Annotated in this window: 16 protein-coding genes; 8 read left to right on the forward strand and 8 right to left on the reverse strand. The window is 42.8% G+C overall.

What is annotated here, in order from left to right:
* Positions 1-279: 279 nt before the first annotated feature.
* The 8 genes from OB236_RS06975 to dnaA form a co-directional block, all read right to left on the reverse strand.
* The gene (locus OB236_RS06975; RefSeq protein WP_076237599.1) at positions 280-1,332 is read right to left on the reverse strand and encodes an HD-GYP domain-containing protein; all 1,053 of its coding nucleotides are present in this window, start codon (positions 1,330-1,332) and stop codon (positions 280-282) included.
* 95 nt (positions 1,333-1,427) lie between these two features.
* Complete coding sequence (gene gyrA, locus OB236_RS06980) at positions 1,428-3,914, reverse strand: DNA gyrase subunit A (RefSeq protein ID WP_076237598.1); 2,487 nt, start codon at positions 3,912-3,914, stop codon at positions 1,428-1,430.
* Positions 3,915-4,051: 137 nt separating this feature from the next.
* A complete protein-coding gene (gene gyrB / locus OB236_RS06985; RefSeq protein WP_076237597.1) occupies positions 4,052-5,959 on the reverse strand; it encodes a DNA topoisomerase (ATP-hydrolyzing) subunit B in 1,908 nt (635 codons plus the stop codon).
* Positions 5,960-5,987: 28 nt separating this feature from the next.
* A complete protein-coding gene (gene remB / locus OB236_RS06990) occupies positions 5,988-6,236 on the reverse strand; it encodes an extracellular matrix regulator RemB (RefSeq protein WP_076237596.1) in 249 nt (82 codons plus the stop codon).
* Between the two features lie 44 nt (positions 6,237-6,280).
* A complete protein-coding gene (recF, locus tag OB236_RS06995) occupies positions 6,281-7,390 on the reverse strand; it encodes a DNA replication/repair protein RecF (RefSeq protein WP_262683318.1) in 1,110 nt (369 codons plus the stop codon).
* Positions 7,391-7,443: 53 nt separating this feature from the next.
* On the reverse strand, positions 7,444-7,659 hold the full coding sequence (gene yaaA / locus OB236_RS07000) for a S4 domain-containing protein YaaA (protein ID WP_076237594.1): 216 nt from the start codon (positions 7,657-7,659) through the stop codon (positions 7,444-7,446).
* Between the two features lie 21 nt (positions 7,660-7,680).
* Positions 7,681-8,823: a DNA polymerase III subunit beta gene (gene dnaN, locus OB236_RS07005; protein ID WP_262683319.1), complete on the reverse strand. Its 1,143-nt coding sequence runs from the start codon at positions 8,821-8,823 to the stop codon at positions 7,681-7,683.
* 200 nt (positions 8,824-9,023) lie between these two features.
* The gene (gene dnaA / locus OB236_RS07010) at positions 9,024-10,388 is read right to left on the reverse strand and encodes a chromosomal replication initiator protein DnaA (RefSeq protein WP_218639068.1); all 1,365 of its coding nucleotides are present in this window, start codon (positions 10,386-10,388) and stop codon (positions 9,024-9,026) included.
* 505 nt (positions 10,389-10,893) lie between these two features.
* Here dnaA and rpmH point away from each other — a divergent pair.
* The 8 genes from rpmH (at position 10,894) to noc (ending at position 18,060) form a co-directional block, all read left to right on the forward strand.
* On the forward strand, positions 10,894-11,028 hold the full coding sequence (gene rpmH, locus OB236_RS07015) for a 50S ribosomal protein L34 (protein WP_076237591.1): 135 nt from the start codon (positions 10,894-10,896) through the stop codon (positions 11,026-11,028).
* Positions 11,029-11,137: 109 nt separating this feature from the next.
* Positions 11,138-11,482, forward strand: coding sequence for a ribonuclease P protein component (gene rnpA, locus OB236_RS07020; RefSeq protein ID WP_262683320.1), 345 nt, complete (start codon positions 11,138-11,140; stop codon positions 11,480-11,482).
* Positions 11,483-11,557: 75 nt separating this feature from the next.
* Entirely contained in the window at positions 11,558-12,304 is a 747-nt protein-coding gene (gene yidC, locus OB236_RS07025; protein WP_076237590.1) for a membrane protein insertase YidC, read from the forward strand.
* The gene (gene jag, locus OB236_RS07030) at positions 12,301-12,918 is read left to right on the forward strand and encodes an RNA-binding cell elongation regulator Jag/EloR (protein WP_076237589.1); all 618 of its coding nucleotides are present in this window, start codon (positions 12,301-12,303) and stop codon (positions 12,916-12,918) included. The genes yidC and jag overlap by 4 nt, the downstream gene beginning before the upstream one ends.
* A 110-nt stretch (positions 12,919-13,028) precedes the next feature.
* A complete protein-coding gene (mnmE, locus tag OB236_RS07035; RefSeq protein ID WP_262683321.1) occupies positions 13,029-14,405 on the forward strand; it encodes a tRNA uridine-5-carboxymethylaminomethyl(34) synthesis GTPase MnmE in 1,377 nt (458 codons plus the stop codon).
* 65 nt (positions 14,406-14,470) lie between these two features.
* A complete protein-coding gene (gene mnmG, locus OB236_RS07040) occupies positions 14,471-16,357 on the forward strand; it encodes a tRNA uridine-5-carboxymethylaminomethyl(34) synthesis enzyme MnmG (protein ID WP_262683322.1) in 1,887 nt (628 codons plus the stop codon).
* Positions 16,358-16,363: 6 nt separating this feature from the next.
* The gene (rsmG, locus tag OB236_RS07045; protein ID WP_262683323.1) at positions 16,364-17,092 is read left to right on the forward strand and encodes a 16S rRNA (guanine(527)-N(7))-methyltransferase RsmG; all 729 of its coding nucleotides are present in this window, start codon (positions 16,364-16,366) and stop codon (positions 17,090-17,092) included.
* Between the two features lie 152 nt (positions 17,093-17,244).
* Entirely contained in the window at positions 17,245-18,060 is an 816-nt protein-coding gene (gene noc, locus OB236_RS07050) for a nucleoid occlusion protein (protein WP_076237586.1), read from the forward strand.
* Positions 18,061-18,070 lie beyond the last annotated feature (10 nt).

Below are 18,070 nucleotides of genomic sequence, written 5' to 3' on the forward strand. Positions count from 1 at the left end.
GAGAATTTGCATTCTCTTGTACTGCTATTTACTCACTCGTTGATTCAGTTTTCAAAGGACAAAACGCGATCCATCAACATTGCTGTCGACTTTCACTCTTATTGATTTATTCATTCGCTGTTTAGTGGCGACTTTTTTAATATAACACACATCACTGCATCATTGCAAGCTTTTTATTAGATTAAAAAAAGTTTCTTATAAAAAATCTTCGTTGCTTGAAGCAGCGAAGATTAATCTACCATATATGTAAGCCAAGCGTCAAGCAAATATCAAAACTATTTACTTTTGAATAACATCTTGTATATAAAGACTGCGCTCCGTTGTTAAATTAATAATTTGTCCATTCACATTGACCCAAGGACGAGTGGGGTTAGCACGATCTGAAAACACAATTTCACCAATCCGTTTATCATTTAGCTTAACGAGAACCCCATTATGGAATTGCGTTACTTTCTGTATAAAGGTCTGAACTAACGCAGGATCCAATTTACCAAACGATTCTGTAAACAATTGATCCAACACCAGGTAAGGAGAAGCCGCTTTTTTATGGTACCGATCCGATGTCATCGCATGAAATATATCACTGATGGCAACGATTTTGGAGTATAGATGAATTTTATCTCCTTTGATTCCTAGTGGATAGCCTGATCCATCTTCACGTTCATGATGCTGAATCGCTGTCAATTTCACTCCTTCATTAATGGCAGCTACATTCTTCAATAAATTGTAACCAATCGTGGTATGCTGCTTCAGCTCTTCAAATTCCACCGGAGTCAGCTTGTTCGGTTTATATAAAATACCGGGATCCACTTTTGCATTACCTATATCATGCAAGAGACCGCTTATCGCAATAGGCATAAGATCCTTAGCAGCCAGTCCATGCCATCTGGCCAATGAATAGGATGTTAAACTAACCATGATGCTATTATGGAACAGATAATCATTCAATTGAAACGTTTTGGGGCTAAAAGTCAAAATATGATATTGATCAATATGCTGCAGCAGCGCTTCCAGCTGCGTACGAACCTCAAGTATAGGGAAGTTTTGCCCACTCGCCGAATTAAATACCTTTTTTAAAAGCGAGAGCATCTTATCATATTGTTCATAGAAAGGCAGAATGGTGTTGTTCGGCTCTTCTATCACATCGTCATTGACCGGATCATTTTCTTTGGATTCTATAGAAATGGAAGGAATTAAAAAAGCTTTCAATATCTCTATATCCTTCTCGCTTACTATTTTCCCTTTCATAAATAAAACGTTCCCGAGCTTCGTTTGTACGTTATCGCTCATCTTTTCGCCGGTCTTTAACTGGGAAACGGAAATTGTGGCCATGGTATTCCCTCGCTTTACTTTCTATCTTCTCCCTATTCTAAACGAAAAAGAATGGGGCTGTCACCCCATTCTTCAACCTTTTTTGATATATTTATTTATTCTTCACTCTCTGGGGACAAGGCTGTTTCTTCTCCATCGATTTCATCCTCTGCGGCATCTTCGCTCTTTTCAACTCTAGCTACTGTTGCTACTTCATCTTCATCGCGGATATGAATCAGTCTTACACCCTGGGTATAACGGCCCATAACAGAAATTCCCGCCATGCTGGTTCGAATAATCGTACCTAATGCTGTAATAATCATTAGATCTTCATCATCTTTTACAATCTTCAGACTGACGACAGGTCCATTCTTCGGAGTGACGTTCAGAGTTTTGATACCTTTACCACCGCGTGATTGAAGTCTGTAATCGGCAACCGGTGTTCGTTTACCGAATCCTTTGGACGTTACAATCAGCACCGTATCATCGGGATGAACGACATCCATCGCGATAACGGTATCGTCCTCACCGATATTAATGCCTTTGACTCCCGTTGCCGAACGGCCCATTGAACGGACATCCTGCTCTGGAAAGTGAATCGAGACACCTTGTGCTGTTCCCATAATGATCGATTGATTGCCTTCTGTCAGTCTGACTCCGATCAGATCGTCATCTTCACGCAGCGTGATCGCAATCAATCCGCCCTTACGGATATTCCCGTATTCATTCAAAGCTGTCTTTTTGACCAAACCATTTTTGGTAGCAAAGAAAAGCTCCTGCTCGGACTCAAAGCCCTCCACTGGAATGACCGCATTAATCGTTTCACCCTGCTCAATCTGTAACAGATTAATAATTGGCGTTCCACGAGCTGTACGGCTAAGGTCAGGGATCTCATAAGCCTTCAGGCGGTACACCTTGCCTTTATTCGTAAAGAAGAGCAAGAAGTGATGCGTATTGGTGACAAATAAATGTTCAACAAAGTCTTTGTCCTTCGTATCCATCCCAATGACGCCTCGACCGCCGCGCTTCTGGCTGCGATAGGTGGTAACCGGCAATCTTTTGATATAACCGCTATGCGTGATAGTGATAATCACTTCTTCTTGAGGAATCAGATCCTCATCCTCGATGCTTTCTCCACCAATCGTTATTTCCGAACGGCGCTCATCACCGAATTTTTCCTTGATTTCATTAAGCTCGGTACTAATAATCGCTAACACTAATTGCTCGTCTCCGAGGATAGCCTTGTACTCAGCGATTTTCTTCAACAGCTCTGCGTATTCTTCTTCAATCTTGTCGCGTTCCAAACCGGTTAAGCGCTGTAGACGCATATCCAGAATAGCTTGAGCTTGATCATAGCTTAATGAAAATCTTTCGATCAACCCTTCACGTGCTTCTTCCGCATTTTGTGATGAACGGATCAGTGTGATCACTTCATCAAGATGATCGAGTGCGATACGCAAACCTTCGAGGATATGCGCTCTGGCTTCAGCCTTGCGCAGTTCATATTCCGTCCGACGACGAATAACGACCTTTTGATGCTCCAAATAGTGATACAGCATATCCTTCAGGTTCAGGACCTTCGGTTCCCCGTTAACGAGAGCCAACATAATGATACCGAAATTAGACTGCATCGAAGTTTGCTTGTACAGGTTATTCAAGATTACATTCGGATTCACGTCGCGGCGCAGCTCAATTACAATACGCATTCCGTTACGGTCCGACTCGTCGCGCAGATCGGTGATACCATCAATCTTTTTATCTCTGACCAATTCCGCAATTTTTTCGATCAAATGAGCTTTATTTACTTGATAGGGCAGCTCATGCACCAAGATTTTTGCTTTGTTATTGTTTTCTTCTATAACGGCTCTGGCTCTCATCGTAACCGATCCACGGCCCGTATTATAGGCTTGCTTAATACCTTCTCGTCCCAAAATAAATCCCGCTGTAGGAAAATCCGGGCCCTTGATAGATTGCATTAATTCCATCGGCGTAACGTCCGGATTTTCAATAAGCTGCTGAAGTCCGTTGATCACTTCCGTTAAATTGTGTGGAGGAATACTCGTAGCCATCCCTACCGCAATACCAGAGCTGCCGTTTACGAGCAGATTCGGAAAACGCGAAGGAAGAACAGCAGGCTCATGCTCTTCACCATCATAGTTGGGTATAAAGTCAATTGTCTCTTTATTAATATCACGTAAAAGCTCCATCGCAATCTTCGACAGACGAGCTTCCGTATACCGCATCGCCGCTGCCATGTCTCCATCGATCGAACCAAAGTTACCGTGACCATCGACGAGCATATAACGCAAGGAAAAATCCTGCGCCATCCGTACCATCGTGAAGTATACGGAGGAATCACCATGCGGATGGTATTTACCAATAACTTCGCCGACAATTCTGGCTGATTTCTTATGCGGCTTATCTGAATACATGCCAAGCTCCGACATCGCAAACAAAATTCGGCGATGAACAGGCTTTAAGCCATCACGAACATCCGGCAGAGCACGACTGACGATTATGCTCATTGCGTAGTCCATAAAGGAAGTACGCATCTCCAAGCCGATATCTATTTCTTTTATTTGAGAAAACTGTTCTTCCGACATATTGCCCTCCTAAAAGTTTTGCTAAAGCAAAACTGACTTCGTAAGCATATACTGATCTTTCCCTGCGGGAAAGTTTACTTCGTAAACATATACAGAACTCTCCCTAAGGGAAAGTTTACTTCGTAAGCATGATCGGCTTAAAAATCTAGATTTTTTACGTATTTGGCGTGCTCCTGGATAAAGTCTCTGCGCGGCTCTACGTTATCGCCCATCAAGGTATCGAAAATCGCATCGGCCTCAATCGCATCCTGAATACTAACCTGCAGCAGAGTACGAGTATCCGGGTCCATGGTCGTTTCCCATAGCTGTCCAGGGTCCATTTCACCAAGACCTTTATAGCGTTGTATATTAAGCTTGACGCCTTCTCCGAATTCCTGCGTAATCTGATCCTTCTGCTTGTCATTGTAGGCATATCGGATCGTTTTGTTACGTTCGATCTTATATAACGGCGGTTGAGCGATGTAAATATAGCCGACTTCAATCAGCTTACGCATATAACGGAAAAAGAAGGTAAGCAGCAAGGTCCGGATATGTGCACCATCGACGTCTGCATCTGTCATAATAATAATTTTGTGATAACGGGCTTTGGCGACGTCAAAATCATCCCCGATGCCTGTGCCTGAGGCTGTAATAATAGCGCGAATTTCCGCATTGGATAAAATTTTATCAAGACGCGATTTTTCCACGTTCAATATTTTACCGCGCAGCGGCAATATCGCCTGAAAATGACGGTCACGCCCCTGCTTGGCAGAACCACCGGCAGAATCACCTTCCACGATATAAACTTCGCTGATCGAAGCATCCTTGGATGAGCAGTCAGCCAGCTTGCCTGGTAGTGAGCTAACCTCCAACGCGCTTTTGCGACGCGTCAATTCGCGGGCTTTACGGGCTGCTTCTCTCGCACGTGAGGCTTGTATGCCTTTTTCTACGATTTTCTTGGCTGTCGCCGGGTTCTCATTCATGAATTCACTAAGCTTCTCGGAGAACAAGGATTCCACGATACCGCGAACCTCACTGTTGCCAAGCTTGGTTTTGGTTTGTCCCTCAAACTGCGGATCAGGAATTTTCACGGAAATGATCGCAATCAAGCCTTCACGCACATCATCACCGGATAAATTGGCGTCACTTTCTTTAATCGCGTTATATTTACGCGCAAAATCATTCATAATACGGGTAAGAGCACTCTTAAACCCGGATTCATGGGTACCGCCTTCATGTGTATTAATGTTATTAGCGAATGAATAAATATTTTCGGAGTAGCCCTCATTGTATTGAATGGCAACCTCAACCTGAATATTGTCTTTGGAGCCCTCGGTATAAATCGGAGCATGCAGCGGTTCGCGGTTACGATTCAAATACTCAACAAAAGAGACAATTCCACCTTCATACAAAAAGGAATTGGCCACATCTGTCCGTTCATCCGCCAAAGTAATTTCAATGCCTTTATTTAAATACGCCAGCTCACGGATCCGTGATTGCAGCGTGTCATAGTCATATTCAGTAACTTCCGTAAAAATCTCGTCATCAGGCCAAAAAGTAATCTTGGTACCGGTATCCTCAGCGTCTCCAACCACTTTGATATCATATTGAGGCGCACCTTGTTGATATTCCTGCTGGTGGATATGTCCATCTCGCTTGACCTGAACGATTAATTTCTTGGAAAGCGCATTAACAACCGATACACCAACTCCATGCAGTCCCCCGGAAACTTTATAGCCTTCCCCGCCGAACTTACCGCCCGCGTGTAATACGGTCAAAACAACCTCAAGCGTAGACTTCTTCAGCTTGGTGTTCTCCCCAACAGGGATACCACGCCCGTTATCTATAACCGTAATGCTGTTATCACGATGAATGATAACATCGATTTTGGAACAATGGCCGGCAAGAGCCTCATCGATACTATTATCTACAACTTCCCAAACCAGATGATGGAGACCTCTTGAGCTGGTGGATCCGATATACATCCCCGGACGCTTACGAACAGCTTCGAGACCCTCGAGCACCTGTATTTGACTTTCATCATATGCATTTTCATTCACAGACATGCTGACACCCTCTTTTCCAAGGTAAAATCTAGTTTGTTAACAATTGGTTTGCCCGTTTCTTGAGGGTCATAGATGAAATCGGAGAGTAATATACCTTTGATTTGGTAACGACGAGCGATTTGCTGTCTTCCTCTCCGATCACTTCAACCTTTTTCTCTTTATTGGCATAGCTTAAAAATTGCTTTGATATTTTGGATGATTTCTCTATGGATAGATCAAATATAGCCACGAGCTCGGATGCACGAATGATTTTTTCTCCGCCTAAATGAATGAACATGGGGGACATCTCCTCAAAACGTGAGACTACTTGCAGGCAATGACTTAAATCAGGCTTCCGTTCCGTACGTGTATCACAGAAGCGTTTTCGAGCTTTGAACGATCTATGCTTTCAATTCCGGTTGTTGTAATAAAGGTTTGCACTTTATTTTGAAACGTTTCGATCAGTTGAGTTTGTCGGTACTGGTCAAGCTCGGATAGCACATCATCCAAAAGTAGAATAGGGTATTCGCCTACTTCCTCATGAATCAGTTCGATTTCCGCAAGCTTCAGAGAAAGCGCCGTGGTCCTCTGCTGGCCCTGCGAACCGAAGGTCTGCACATCCTTGCCATTGATCGTAAACAACAAATCATCCCGATGCGGGCCTACCATAGTCACACCGCGCCGAAGCTCCTGTTCTTTCACCTGTGATAACTTTATCATAAATTGATCAAATAAAACAGTTTCATCTTCAAGGCTGTTAGCGTCAAAGGAGCTGGCATAGGTAATCTGAATATGCTCCTGACCTGCCGTAATGCCATAATGAATTTTTTCTGCCCACCGCTGGAGCTTCTGTATAAAGCTTTGACGCTTTTTGATAATTTTAATACCGAGCTGGATCAATTGTTCATTCCACACGTCCAATAGCACCGCTTTTGTGTCCCGTGTAGTAAAAAGCTGCTTTAAATAATTGTTCCGCTGCTGCAGTACTTTTTGATATTGGGATAAGTCGTACAAATATGTGGGATGGACCTGGCCAATTTCCATATCGAGAAAACGCCGTCGGACAGATGGGGAGCCCTTAACAATTTCGAGATCTTCAGGTGCAAACATCACGACATTGATAGAGCCGATAAAATGGCTCAGCTTCTTTTGCTCCAAGCCATTTATTTTAGCTTTTTTGCCCTGCGGAGAAATAGTGAGATCCAGCTTGCAGGTTCCGTACTTTTTATCAACTTCTCCATGCAGCATGGTTTGGCGTGCATCCCAATGAATCAACTCTTTATCCTGGTGGGTACGATGGGATTTGGTCAGAGCCAGCACGAAAATGGCTTCCAGCAGGTTCGTCTTGCCCTGTGCATTAGGGCCGATAATGATATTAACCATATCTCTGGTTTCAAAATGCACTTCTTCATAGTTGCGGTAATTCCGCAAGGAAAGCTTATTCAGCTGCAAAACGGTTCCTCCTACAGACTGACTCTGCCAAGCAAAGCCGTTTTACAAGGTTATTAAGAACGTACGACCTGAAATTCCCCGCAGCCATCGACACGGACCTGATCCAGATGAACCAGCTTCTTGCCCCGCCGATTTTCCAGCTCTCCATTGACATGGATAACGGTCTCCTGCAGAAAAAATTTAGCCTGCCCCCCTGTAGATATGCAATCTGCCAACTTCAAAAATTGGCCTAACGTGATGTAATCCGTATGAATGGATATAGGATTCATGACAAGCCGTGCTCCTTTTGCTTAATTAGTTGTTCGGTAAGGGAGAATCAATTGCAGAAGAGAGGTCGTTTCTTCCGGTCGGATAATGATCGGCTGCATCGCACCTGTGAATCCGATATGAATCAATTGGCTATCCATGACCTTGAGTGCGTCCAGCATATATTTGGAATTGAACGAAATGCGAAGCAGCTCTCCGCTTAAGCTTGAAACTTCCAGCTGTTCGGTTACTTTTCCAAGCTCGGAGGAGCTGGAGGATATTTCGATGGTTTGGTCCTCATTCATGATCAGCTTGACGATGTTCGTCTTTTCTTCTTTAGAAAGCAGGTAAGCACGATCAATCGCATCGGCAAGCTGATGTGCGTTAATGACCAGCTCTGTTTTATAGGATTGCGGGATCAGTTTGGAGGTGTCCGGATAAGTGCCGTCCAAAATCCGGGTATAAAATAATATCGAGCTCAGTTTAAATAACACCTGATTTTCAGCAAAGATAATATCGATCAGCGTGTTTTGATCCGGTAAAATTTTGGACAGTTCATTTAAAGTTTTCCCAGAAATGGAAATATTATTAAGATTAAAGTCAGCATCCACTTCTATATTTGTTTCACGAGTCCCCAAACGATGGCGATCACAGGCCGTAAATTTAAGCCTTCCGTTATCCACAGTCCACAGAACACCCGTAAGAATCGGCGTCGATTCATTAGTCGATACCGCAAAGGTCGTTTGTTTGATCATCGTTCTTAATAAATCACTGGGAAGCTGAAATCTTCTATATTCTTCGATACTTGGCAAGGTTGGATATTCTTCGGGATCAAGTCCGACCAATTGAATTTCCGAAGAACCCGAACGAATGATCGTTTGGAAATTTTCCTTGACCTCAATTTCTACCTTTTGGGCCGGAAGCTTACGAATAATTTCAACAAAAAATTTGGCTGACAGCACAATACTGCCCTGACGCTCTATTTCAATGATGTTGAGTTCATTTTTTTCTAATGGGATAAAGCTTTGAATGGAGATATCGGTATCACTGGCAGTCAGCGTCATTCCGCTCGAATCCAGATCTATTTTTATTCCGCTCAGAATGGGGATCGGAGTTTTGCTCGATATGGCTTTTGATACATGTTGAATGGATTCATTCAAGTATTCTTTAAGGATTGTTAATTTCATTCTGTCACTCCTAGAATTCAAAAATGTAATTACAACTTTATCCCCTTATATTACTCTTTTTTTATTAGTAATAGTAGTAGGGGCTCTGGATATGTGGATATGTGAACAAAAGGCACAATACAAAAGCCTATCCACATGTGAATAGTTTGTGCATAGGCCTCAAGTTATACAGACTGAATATTTGGTTGTTAATAGACTGTTCAGGCAGTTACATTTTTTACTTTTTCAATCAGGCTGTGGACAATTTTGTAGAGCTCCTGATCGGTCTTCAGCGCTACAGAGATTTTCTCATGCGCATGAATCACAGTCGTATGGTCACGGCCGCCGAAAGCCTCACCGATTTTGGGCAATGAAAAGTCGGTCAGCTCGCGTGACAAATACATTGCGATTTGACGCGGATAGGCGACCATTTTGGTACGTTTGCGTGCTTTAAAATCCTCCATCTTCATCCCATAAAATTCTCCAACCTTCTGCTGGATATCCTGGATCGTGATGACACGTGGACGACTGCTTGGCATGATGTCCTTTAACGCTTCAGCTGCCAGATGAGATGTAATATCCGCATTAATCAATGATGAATAAGCAACAACACGGATCAATGCACCCTCAAGCTCCCGAATGTTCGTATCGATTTGATTGGCTATGTACACCATCGCTTCTATAGGAACCTCAAGATTGTCTGCCTTGGCTTTCTTGCGCAGGATAGCAATCCGGGTTTCCAGGTCGGGCGGCTGAATATCCGTAATTAATCCCCATTCAAAGCGGGATCTCAATCGTTCTTCGAGCGTTGGGATCTCTTTGGGAGGCCGATCACTGGAAATAATGATCTGCTTACGTTCCTCATGAAGAGCATTAAAAGTGTGGAAAAACTCCTCTTGCGTTCCTTCTTTACCAGCCAAAAATTGAATATCATCGATCAGCAGCACGTCAATATTGCGATATTTGTTGCGGAAGCTTTCGCCGCGGTTATCCCGTATCGCATTGATAAATTCGTTTGTAAATTTTTCGGACGAAATATAAAGAACCTTGGCACGCGGGTTATGCTCGAGAACAAAATGTCCGATCGCATGCATCAAATGTGTCTTTCCCAGTCCCACACCCCCGTACAAAAACAAAGGATTGTAGGCTTTGGCCGGTGCTTCTGCAACAGCAAGCGAGGCTGCGTGGGCAAATCGATTACCTGAACCTATGACAAACGTATCAAATGTGTATTTGGAATTCATCATATGACTGAAGGTTTCTTCAGGGACAGCTAGCGTAGATTGTGCACTGGATTGCGCCGAAGAGGGGGGAAGATCAACGTTTTTGTCTTCCTCGGATTCGATAATAAATTTGACATCTGTAGATTTCCCATTGTAATCCACGATGGTATCACGAATCAGCTTGGTGTAACGATTTTCTAGCCATTCGCGGGCAAAGTTGTTAGGGGCACATATCACAACCTTGGCATCATTAAAAGTTACGGCTCTTGTGGATGTAAACCAGGTCTCGAAACTTGGTTTACTAAGCCGTGTTTGAATAATGGAAAGAACTTGCTGCCATTGCTCGTTAGGATGGCTTTCCACAATCTGTTCACTCCTTTGGAAATTAAGCGATGTGGCGTAAGCCGTAAAACGTATATATTAAAATTATCGGAATCTGTCGAATATTGTCCACAGTGTGCAAGGCACATCTAATAACTTATACATAAGCCAAATACTTGTGCACAAAGATATCCACAGCATGTTGATAACATTATCATGAAAAAATGGCTATCCACAGGGAGGGCATAACCATAATATCAAAATTTGTAGGCATTATCAACGTATTGTTTAGAATTATCCACATTGTCTATAGCTTGTGTGTAAGTTTTATCAACAGCACTATATATTGTTAGTACCCTGTGATTAAATCGACAGAAGGTGTGGAAATCTTTAATTTTTATACACAGGTCGTAAATTTCGACGTAAAAGTTGTTCACCCGCCTGCAAAATGCGCGGTTTTATTTAGATTGACTTTTCTAGCGATTATGTGGTTTAATATTAAGAGGTATTTTTGGGAATGCTTTTTCCTCAAGGAGGTGCAGGATAGATGGGTCCTACGTTTAAACCGAATACTAGAAAACGCAAGAAGGTACACGGCTTTCGCAAAAGAATGAGTTCCGTGAACGGTCGTAAAGTATTATCTGCTCGTCGTTTAAAGGGTAGAAAAGTTCTAAGCGCGTAATACAAGAGGCCACTCATCAGGTGGTCTTTTTTGTTGTTCAGATAACTACATGTATAATGGAATGAATGGAATCAAGTCGCAACGATCCGGAAGTAATGGAGAGCTGAATGTGGATAGAGAACATCGTCTAACGAAGAGAGAATATTTTGACAAGGTATATCGCGGAGGAAAGTCGGTGGCTAACCACCAGTTTGTGCTCTATTCCTATACCCGGGCTCGGCAGCCATCCTTTCGCCTGGGAATCTCGGTCAGCAAAAAGCTGGGTAATGCCGTAGTTCGTAACCGGATTCGCCGCATGATCAAGGAAATTGTCCGTCTGAATGCCCCCAAAGTAATGGGTGGCTATGACTTCATATTGATTGCTCGCAAACCCGTAGTCGGGATGAAATATAAGGAAATGGAAAAATGTATTTTGCATGTGTTAATGCGCGGCTCTTTACTTATAAGAAAGTAGAAAGCTGCATTTCTTTTTTGGGGTGAGATATGCTATAGTTTATTATTGGAAAAGAACATTTAGGAGGATTTCATTTTGACCCGTCGATTAGCTAAATATTGGCCGCTTTTTTTCGTCTTTTTACTGCTTGCTGGATGTACGCCGGCAACAACTAAAATCGACCCTACCAATAGTTTTTGGGACAAGTATTTCGTAGGTCCTTTGGCTGATGTTTTGGATTGGTTTGCGGCAGCACTATGGGGACAGTACGGATTGTCCATATTGGTTGTTACCATTATTATTCGTTTGATTATATTACCGCTTACGCTGAAGCAGTACAAAAGCTCCAAACGGATGCAGGATTTACAGCCTGAGCTCAAAAAGTTGAAAGAGAAATACAAGGACGATGCTAAAAAGCAGCAGGAAGAAACGATGAAGCTGTTTCAAAGCAATGGTGTTAATCCATTAGCCGGTTGTTTTCCGCTAATTGTGCAGATGCCAATCCTGATTGCTTTATATAACGCGATTATGCGAAACCACTCGATTGCAGAGCATTCCTTCCTCTGGCTTCAATTGGGAACAAAAGATCCTTACTATATTCTACCGTTACTCGCTGCGGTCACTACCTTCTTCCAACAGAAGATGATGTCATCGCAAATGACTCCACAAATGCAAAATCTGATGTTCATTTTCCCGGTTTTGATTTTCGTTATGGCAATGAATTTTGCTGCTGCCCTTCCATTGTATTGGGTATTCAGTAATACGTTTACAATCGTACAATCCTACTTTATTTATAAAAAACCGAAAGAACCTCAAAACAATAAGGGTGGCCTGACAAAATGAAAAAATTGTTGGTTACGGGTAAATCGATTGAGGAGGCCGTGCAAAATGGCCTTCGTCAATGGAATACCACGGAGGATCGGGTAAAAATTGTTGTGCTTGAACAACCCTCTCGAGGGTTGTTTGGCCTAATAGGAACCAGGGATGCGAAAGTTGAGCTGGAGCTTATTCCTGATGCTGTTGAAGAAACCATTTATTTTTTACAGGATGTCTTTCGTACCATGAAGCTTGAAGTAAGAATTGAAAAAAAACTGGATAACGAAAATTTGGAGCTTCATCTATATGGGGCTGATCTGGGGATACTGATTGGCAGAAGAGGACAAACCTTGGATGCCCTGCAATATTTAATGAATATTGTAGCTAATCGATATTCAAGCACTCATATGCGAATCGTACTGGATGCGGAAAATTTTCGGGAGCGCCGGAAAAAAACGTTAGAGGAATTAGCCGATCGATTGGCAGAGAGAGTCATTCGAACCAAAAAAGAGGTTATTCTCGAACCGATGTCACCACATGAGCGGAAGGTGATTCATGCCCAACTGCAGGATCATGCCAAGGTCCGTACGTTCAGTAGAGGTGAGGAACCGAATCGAAGAGTCGTAATCGTATTCAGATAAGGTGAACTGCTGCAATGATGTCATCGTTATGACTCATTGCTTTTTTTTAATAGATTTTCTTTAAGTTCGAAATTGCTGAGTATAAGATATAAGAAGTTGAGGTGTGAATTATGATCCAGGATACGATTGCTGCTATTTCCACTCCAATGGGAGAGGGAGGTATTGCCGTTATACGCATAAGCGGTGATGAGGCGGTTGCGGCGGCGGATCGCATTTTTTTTGGCAAAAGCGAATTAGGTGTAGTGCCTTCACATACGGTACATTATGGTTTTATTAAGCATCCGCTCACACTGGAACGAGTGGATGAGGTGCTGGTCACAGTCATGAAAGCACCCAAATCGTTCACCATGGAAGATGTGGTGGAGATTAGCTGTCACGGCGGATTTATTTCGGTGAAAAAAGTGCTCGATCTGCTGTTAGAGCAGCAGGTACGATTGGCGGAGCCAGGTGAATTTACAAAGCGTGCCTATTTGAATGGACGTATTGATCTGTCACAGGCAGAGGCAGTCATTGATTTAATTCGAGCCAAATCGGATCGCGCCCATCGTATTGCCTTGAAGCAGGCAGAGGGCAGTCTCTCTACGAATATCAAACTGCTGAGACATAACCTGGTGGAATTGATGGCTCATATCGAGGTCAATATCGATTATCCCGAGCATGATGTGGAAGAGATGACCAATGCATTTATAACCAACAGTTGTACCCAGGCGCTTGGCAAGATCGAGCAATTGCTGAATACGGCGAATCAGGGTAAAATTTTGCGTGAAGGTATTGTTACCGCGATTATCGGGAAACCCAATGTCGGAAAATCTTCGCTCATGAATACACTTGCCCAGGAAAATAGAGCTATCGTCACTGAAATTCCAGGGACAACGCGTGATGTTATCGAAGAGTTCGTTACAGTTAATGGTATTCCATTGAAGCTGCTGGATACAGCCGGCATTCGGGAAACCTCGGATATTGTTGAGCGAATTGGTGTGGAGAAATCGAAAGGCGCTCTAGCGGATGCGGATCTGATTTTACTCGTGTTCAACGGTTCGGAAAAGCTGGAGTCTGATGAGCTGAGCTTGATTGAGCAGTTGAAGGATAAGCAAACCATCGTAATCGTGAATAAGCTTGATTTGCCGCAGCAGATTGAGAATGACATACTGGCTGGCCATTTTCCAGCTGAACGTATTGTCATGATGTCGCTTCTGGAACAGCAGGGGATTGCTGATTTGGAAAAAGCTATAGCTAGCCTATTTTTCAGTGGGCAGGTAGAATTAAACGATCAGACCTATGTAAGTAATGTACGTCATATAGCTTTGTTGAAAAAAGCGAAAATCGCGATAGATGATGCTTTTGAGGCTGCTGGTGCTGGGGTCCCGATAGATTTGATTCAAATTGATATTCGTAATGCTTGGGAATACCTGGGTGAAATTATTGGTGATTCTGTTGGTGAGTCGTTGATTGATCAAATATTTTCGCAGTTTTGTCTCGGTAAATAAATGTATACTTTCAATTATACTTACTCGGGTAAGTGATTCTATAGAATGATTTAAGGAGGTTTATGATGAGTTATATTGCAGGAAATTATGATGTCATTGTTGTTGGCGCGGGTCATGCCGGCTGTGAGGCGGCTTTGGCGGCAGCAAGAATGGGCTGTGAGACCTTGATGATTACGATCAACCTGGATATGGTTGCGTTTATGCCATGTAATCCTTCCATAGGTGGTCCGGCTAAAGGTCACGTTGTGCGTGAGATTGATGCTCTCGGTGGAGAGATGGGTCGTAATATTGATAGAACTTATATACAAATGCGGATGCTGAATACAGGAAAAGGTCCGGCTGTACATGCACTGCGTGCACAAGCAGACAAATTCCTATATCAGCACACAATGAAGCAAACGATGGAAAATGAACCGAAGCTGACCCTTCGTCAAGGTTTGGTTGAAGAATTGATCGTTGAGGATGGTGTCTGTAAAGGTGTCATCAGCAAAACAGGCGCACAATATTTGGCGAAAGCAGTGGTTGTGACAACCGGAACGTATTTGCGCGGCAAAATTATTATGGGTGAATTGATGTATGAGAGTGGGCCGAACAATCAGCAACCTGCTGTCAAGTTGTCTCATTCCCTGCGGGAGCATGGTCTCGAGCTTGTTCGTTTTAAAACAGGGACACCTCCGCGTGTACACAAGGACTCGATTGATTTTGATCAAACCGTTATTCAACCAGGGGATGAAAAGGTGCGATTTTTCAGTTTTGATTCCACTGAGGAAATACCTGATCAATTGCCTTGCTGGCTGACTTATACGACGGAGCAAACCCATCAAATTATTACAGATAATTTGCATCGGGCTCCTATGTTCTCTGGCGCAATTGAAGGAACGGGGCCCCGTTATTGCCCTTCCATTGAAGATAAAATCGTTCGATTTAATGATAAGCCAAAGCATCAAATTTTTCTTGAACCGGAAGGACGCAACACTTCAGAGTATTATGTTCAAGGCTTGTCTACGAGTATGCCTGAGGATGTGCAGTTAAGCATACTTCGTTCGATACCTGGACTGGAAAAGGTTGAAATGATGCGAACAGGTTATGCGATTGAATATGATGCGGTTGTTCCAACACAGCTGAAACCATCGTTGGAAACAAAAGCTGTTGCTGGCTTATTTACAGCTGGACAAATCAATGGCACGTCCGGATATGAAGAAGCAGCTGGTCAGGGTATTATGGCCGGGATCAATGCAGCCCGCAAGGTACAAGGCGAAGAAGCGATTGTGCTGGATCGCTCTGAAGGCTATATCGGCGTATTGATCGATGACCTCGTGACCAAGGGGACTAACGAGCCTTATCGATTGCTGACTTCACGTGCCGAATACCGTTTGCTGCTCAGACATGATAATGCAGACCAAAGACTAACGCCGATTGGCTATAAAATTGGATTAATTCCCGAGGCGCGTCATCAGCGTTTCCTTGAAAAGGTACGTCTTATCGAGGAAGAAGTGGAGCGTTTAAAATCGGTTAAAGTGAAGCCGGCAGACATCCAGGAGCTTTTGATTTCGATAGGCAGTGCGGAAGTGAATAACGCGATCGATCTGCTTTCCTTGTTACGACGTCCAGAGGTAGCTTATGCACATATTCACCAGATGTCTCCAGCACCTATTGAGCTATCCGATGAAGTAACGGAGCAGGTCGAAATTCAAATTAAATATGCTGGTTATATTGATAAGCAATTAATTCAAGTAGAACGACTTCGCAAGATGGAGAAAAAGAAAATCCCGGACGATATTAATTATGAAGAAGTTTACGGAATTGCAACAGAGGCCAAGCAAAAGCTAATGAAAATTCGCCCACTTTCGATTGGTCAGGCATCCCGAATGTCTGGCGTAACGCCAGCAGATATTTCCGTACTACTAGTTCACCTGGAACACTATAACCGAGTATTGGCGGCTAGAGGATAGATGACAATGGATCTGATACAAACCCGTTTCCGAGAACAATTGGCCATGAAAAATATAGAATTAAGCGAGCATCAATTGTCTCAATTTGAAACTTACTTTCATGAGCTTGTTACTTGGAATGAAAAAATGAATTTGACTGGTATAACTGATAGAGAAGAAGTATACGTAAAACATTTTTACGATTCTCTGTCAGTTTCTTTTTTTGTTTCGATGCGTGATGTGATGCAGATGTCCGACATTGGCTCTGGTGCAGGATTCCCAAGTATTCCTCTGAAAATCATGTTTCCACATATGAAAGTGACAATCGTTGATTCTTTAAATAAACGAATTCAATTTTTAAATCATTTGACTGCTGCATTGGGGCTGAGTGATGTAAGCTGTGTTCATGGCAGGGCTGAGGATATTGCGCGGCTGCCGGAGCATCGGGATCGATATGACCTTGTAACAGCGAGAGCAGTCGCTAAGTTGGCCGGGTTGAATGAGCTTTGCTTGCCTTTTGTCAAAGTTAACGGTACTTTTGTAGCGATGAAAGGAAGCGATTTTCAACAGGAACTGGATGATTCTTCCTACAGTTTGAATGAACTTCGTGGCAAATATATTTACACCCGAAGTTTGGAATTACCTGACGCAGAACATTCCTCCAGAAATCTATTGTTTATACGGAAGTTTGCGCCTACTCCGAAATCATACCCGCGTAAGGCAGGTACGCCATTGAAAACGCCATTGATCAAATAATGTTCCACGTAGAACATATTAATTATAAGATATATTCATATAGTTGGCCTCGGGCTGGCAGGAAAAAGGATATGACTAGAGAATATTTAATAGTAAGGCAATGCAGATGTCTGGGTAAACTTTGATGCAAATAAAGATCGGATGGTAATTGAATGAAGGAACAACTTTCGAAATTGTTTGGATTTACGGAAAAATCATCGTCAGATGAAATTAGAAATATTTCCATCCAAGATATTGTCCCAAGTCCATATCAGCCCAGAACTATTTTTGATGATGAGCGGATTGAAGAATTGTGTCAAACCATTAAAACCCTCGGAGTTATACAGCCTATCATTGTTCGAATTCGGAATAATGTGTATGAGTTGATTGCTGGGGAACGCAGATGGAGAGCAGTTACGAAGCTCGGACTGGATACGATTCCTGCTATTGTTCGCGATTTCAATGATTCGCAAGCTGCATCTATTGCATTAATTGAAAATTTGCAGCGTGAAGGCCTTACTGCGATTGAAGAGGCTAGCGCTTATCAGCAGCTTATCGACCTGCATCATTTGACGCAAGAAAGTCTTGCTCAACGAATTGGGAAAAGTCAGTCTACGATAGCTAACAAAATCCGTCTGTTAAATCTAAGTGAGCCTGTTAAGCAGGCTTTAATGGAACGTAAAATCACGGAGAGGCATGCGCGTGCTTTATTATCTTTAAGCCAGGAAGAGCTGCAGCAGAAAGTTTTGGATGAGATTATTACCAAGGAGTTAAATGTTAAACAAACAGAAGCGAGAATACAGCTTTTAAAAGAAGTAGTTGCAGTCAAAAAAACAAAACGTGTATCCTTCTCCAAGGATGTTCGGTTGGCTTTAAACACAATTAGGCAATCCGTGGATATGGTCACGTCTTCAGGTCTGCAAATTAATACCTCGGAGCAAGATTATGAGGATCACTATGAAATAGTTATCAAAATTCCTAAAAAATAATTGTTTGTTC

It is taken from the genome of Paenibacillus baimaensis (genome assembly GCF_025567575.1).